Source organism: Moorena sp. SIO2C4 (genome assembly GCF_010672485.1).
In the GTDB taxonomy this organism is placed as follows: domain Bacteria; phylum Cyanobacteriota; class Cyanobacteriia; order Cyanobacteriales; family Coleofasciculaceae; genus Moorena; species Moorena producens.
The window spans coordinates 1-3,548 of sequence record NZ_JAAHGN010000805.1 but is presented as its reverse complement, the minus strand read 5'-3'; the positions used below and the strand labels follow the sequence as shown (position 1 = coordinate 3,548).

4 protein-coding genes are annotated in these 3,548 nt (G+C 43.1%); 3 read left to right on the top strand and 1 reads right to left on the bottom strand.

All coding sequences use genetic code 11. The features are described 5' to 3' along the window. A partial coding sequence (locus F6K20_RS29400) for a hypothetical protein (RefSeq protein ID WP_287297057.1) occupies positions 1-202 on the top strand: 202 nt, incomplete at its 5' end. 9 nt (positions 203-211) lie between these two features. Here F6K20_RS29400 and F6K20_RS29395 read toward each other — a convergent pair. Next, positions 212-1,081, bottom strand: coding sequence for an EamA family transporter (locus F6K20_RS29395; protein WP_287266344.1), 870 nt, complete (start codon positions 1,079-1,081; stop codon positions 212-214). 1,127 nt (positions 1,082-2,208) lie between these two features. Between F6K20_RS29395 and F6K20_RS29390 the strand changes: the two genes are divergently transcribed. Together F6K20_RS29390 and F6K20_RS29385 are read left to right on the top strand one after the other, a co-directional pair. Continuing rightward, the gene (locus tag F6K20_RS29390) at positions 2,209-2,703 is read left to right on the top strand and encodes a RodZ family helix-turn-helix domain-containing protein (protein ID WP_075873601.1); all 495 of its coding nucleotides are present in this window, start codon (positions 2,209-2,211) and stop codon (positions 2,701-2,703) included. A gap of 326 nt (positions 2,704-3,029) precedes the next feature. Then, positions 3,030-3,548, top strand: a 519-nt coding sequence (locus tag F6K20_RS29385) for an FAD-dependent oxidoreductase (RefSeq protein WP_287297055.1), incomplete at its 3' end; no start/stop codon positions are given.

Genomic DNA, 3,548 nt, shown 5'->3' with positions numbered 1-3,548 from the left:
TACCAATTTAAACGCTGACAATTGGTTTGCTAAGCACTGCCCACCCTACATCTATTACTTTTGCCTTAATAAGCACTACCCACCCTACATCTTTTGCTGGTCTGGTGGGCAGTGCATCATACCAATTGAAAAGCTGACAATCCCTTTGCTAAGCACTGCCCACCCTACATCTTTTGCCTATTCCCTGCTCCCTGTTCCCTAAAACCCAATCCTAATGTCCCGATAGAGTAATCAGTAAAACTCCCAATACCATAATTGCTGCGCCAACTGCTCTTTCCTGAATTCCCGGTTCTTTAAAAATTAGACATCCTAAGATTACACTAATTAAAACACTCATGCGTTTAACAGCGATCACGTGGCTAACAAAGGTCATTTCCAGAGCTGTCATTTGGCACAAAATTACTCCGGCCTGAAAGAAACCAATAGGAACTATAGATAGTAAATATTTTGGAATTTGGTTTAATTTACTTCTTGATTTATACAGCATTATCACTCCCATACCTGTGGCAATAAAGGTATGCATCGCAATTGCCCAAAATATTGGAGATGAATTTTGTACCCCCACCTTATCAACGTTTGAGGTAATACTAAAAATTAAAGCTACGGTTAACATTAGCTGAGGGCCTCGTTGCTTGAGTAGCCCTTTAAAAGGGGCGAGGTAACCGTTTCTTTTCTCTTTCAAATTCAAGCTATAAGACCCAACCACAATCATGATAATCCCTACCATATCTAAGGGGGTGGGATATTCTCCAACAATGATTGGGGATGTCACTAATAAAAATAACGGGGTGAAGGTCATAAAGGGAACGGTAATGGATAAGTCAGACCGACTCAAGGCTTGGATATACAAGCTCATGGCTACCACATTCAGAGACCCTCCGACCATTAATGCTAAGCCAAAATTTCGGCCTAATTCCGGAATTTCAATCACAAAAAGGAGGGGCAGTAAAACAGGTAAAGAAAAAAATAATACTGCCCAAGAAATAATGTAAGCATCAACATTTTTGAGCCCTCGCTTACTCGTCAAATCCTTGCCAGAGGCAAAAAGAGCTGTTAGACTAGCGAATATTAACCAAAGCATAGTAGTGCTAACCTGTAGTTTAGTCAGAATAGGGATAATGAGTGAATAGCAGACTTAACTAGCCTAGCTTAAAGCATAAGTTAAGGCATAAGTTAAGACATAGTTAAATTGAGGATTTATGGTTAACTGTTGACTGTTGACTGTTGACTGTTACCCGTCACTAAGCAACCCTATAAAAGTAGATAAGTTAACTAAAACAGTTAACTAGAACAGTTGACTAAAACAGTTAACTGTGTATTAGCAGAAGCAGTTAGCGATCGCACTGACACAGTTAGCTTTTGAATCATCCTCTGTTACCCGATCTCCCCATCAGTGCTAACAGAATGTAAGCTAAGGCACATTTAGCAATGGTTAACTAATGGTTAACTAATGGTTGAGAGTTGGGGGATGCCATAAGTCTCGTGCCATCATAGGCAATTTTGGTCTCGGGATACCTGGACATCCTCCAAGTAATTTTGATCTGGTCAATCCCGGGAAAAAATCCAAATTGATCAACAAAATGATCAAAAATTTACTAGAAACATGATAATGTTGAAAGTTAATCTATCAGCTATCAGCTATCAGCTATCAGCTATCAGCTATCAGCTATCAGCCAAAGGCCAACCTACTGATTGGTGCTTTTGAATAAAATAACGTGACGGCTGACAGCTGACGGCTGAATGCTTATGTTGACAGTAAATTAGATTGACAATAACCAAGTCAAAAAAAACCTGTTGACCTATCCCACGTTCACGTAATCGAAATGCTATCGGTCTGATGGGCGTGGGACTGTTGCAACAGGTCGGGGATGTAAAACCTCAGCTTAGTCGCAAAACTCAACTTAGGCAATCCCCGGTCAAGTGACAAGCCAGTACCGTAGCGTCAGCTTGGAGTCTGGTAATTCACAAGACGATTTCCGCGCCTTGGGTAAAAATCATACCGGTGCGCTAGATGGGTGCAGGGGATAGGGTCAAACCGATGCAGTCGGCCAAAGGGGGAAACCCCTACTCGCCCTTTGCATCAAGAAAATGAACAATTTTCTTTTCTAGTGACCTCCGGAGAACTCAACTGGTATATTATGGGCGGGTGTGTTCACCGAAAAGGGACACATCTGTAAATTCCCTACTTCGACACACAGGTATTAAGTCATGGAAACACAATTCTTGATATCGAATCAGAGTATGAACAAATATATGAGGTTAACTACCAAATTATTAGTCCTGGTTGCTCTCCTAGGAGCAGTTAGTGCTTGTAAGGGTCGCCAAATCGAAGAGGCTCCCCAGAGTGCAAATCAAGTAGAACCAATTCCTGAAGCTGAGGAAGAAAAGGCTTCTCGCTTTAACATTCCCTTCTTTAATCTGGGTAGGAACCAGGAGGAGGCAGAACCAACGGATACAGCACTGTTAGAAGACCCATCAACTACAGAAGCTGAAACACCGAGTATTCAACCAGAGCAACCGATCGCACAAGCACAGCCGACTACAACTGATCCCTTTGCACAGCCAGAGGAGGATACTGTTGCTCAAGGAACTACCGTCATCAGTGAGTCTAGTGCTCCAGCGACTACAGCAAGCTCAGCAACTACAGGAAGTTCTGGTACAGTAGTATACGAAGATAATGACCCCATACCAGCCCTATGGTAAAGGGCACTACCTGTAGTTGTTTAAAAGGTTGGGGAAGAGATTAGAGATTGGGGATTAGGGGATGGGTCAAAAGCAGAAAGGATGAAAAATAAAGGTTGAAGAATAAAGCTTGAAGTAAAAAGGATAAAAAATAAAGGTTGAAGGAGGAAATGGGTTGATCGGACTTAAGGTTGACTAAAAACGTTATCCACAACCTACGAGTTACACTTCCCACTTCCCACTTCATACTTAATAGTTCATCCTTGATACTTCATACTTAATAGTTCATCCTTGATAGTTCATCCTTGATACTTTCCCCAATCCCTAGTCTCCACTCTCCTTAACCTATGAAAGCAGCAAGTGACATTCTGATTATTGGCGGTGGCATTATCGGTTTAGCGATCGCTGTAGAACTGAAACAGCGTGGGGCAACAGTAACTGTTGTCACCCGCAATTTCCAAGAAGGTGCCACCCTAGCTGCAGCGGGAATGTTAGCACCATTCTCAGAAGCGCTCCCCATTGGTCCGATGCTAGATTTAGGCTTGTGGTCCCACTCACTGTATCCTCAATGGTGTACCAAACTGGAACAGATGACTGGTGTGGCAACGGGCTATTGGCCCTGTGGCTTTTTAGCACCGGTCTATGAAGGGGCAGCAGGAAATCAGCAACACCAGCTCAGCAACCAAACCGGAGTTGCTGACTGGTTAGACAAAGATACAATTCATTGCTATCAATCCGGTTTAAGCTCAGAAGTGGTTGGTGGTTGGTGGTACCCAGAAGATGCTCAGGTGGTTCCCCAAGCACTCAGTAAAGCCCTGGGACTGGCTGCCCAAGAATGGGGAGTAGAGCTGCATGAAGGGATAGCA

What these genes read in the sequence shown, in the direction of transcription:
- F6K20_RS29395 (WP_287266344.1), bottom strand. Translation starts at nt 1,081, where the DNA reads ATGCTTTGGTTAATATTCGCTAGTCTAACAGCTCTTTTTGCCTCTGGC.
- F6K20_RS29390 (WP_075873601.1), top strand. Translation starts at nt 2,209, where the DNA reads ATGGAAACACAATTCTTGATATCGAATCAGAGTATGAACAAATATATG.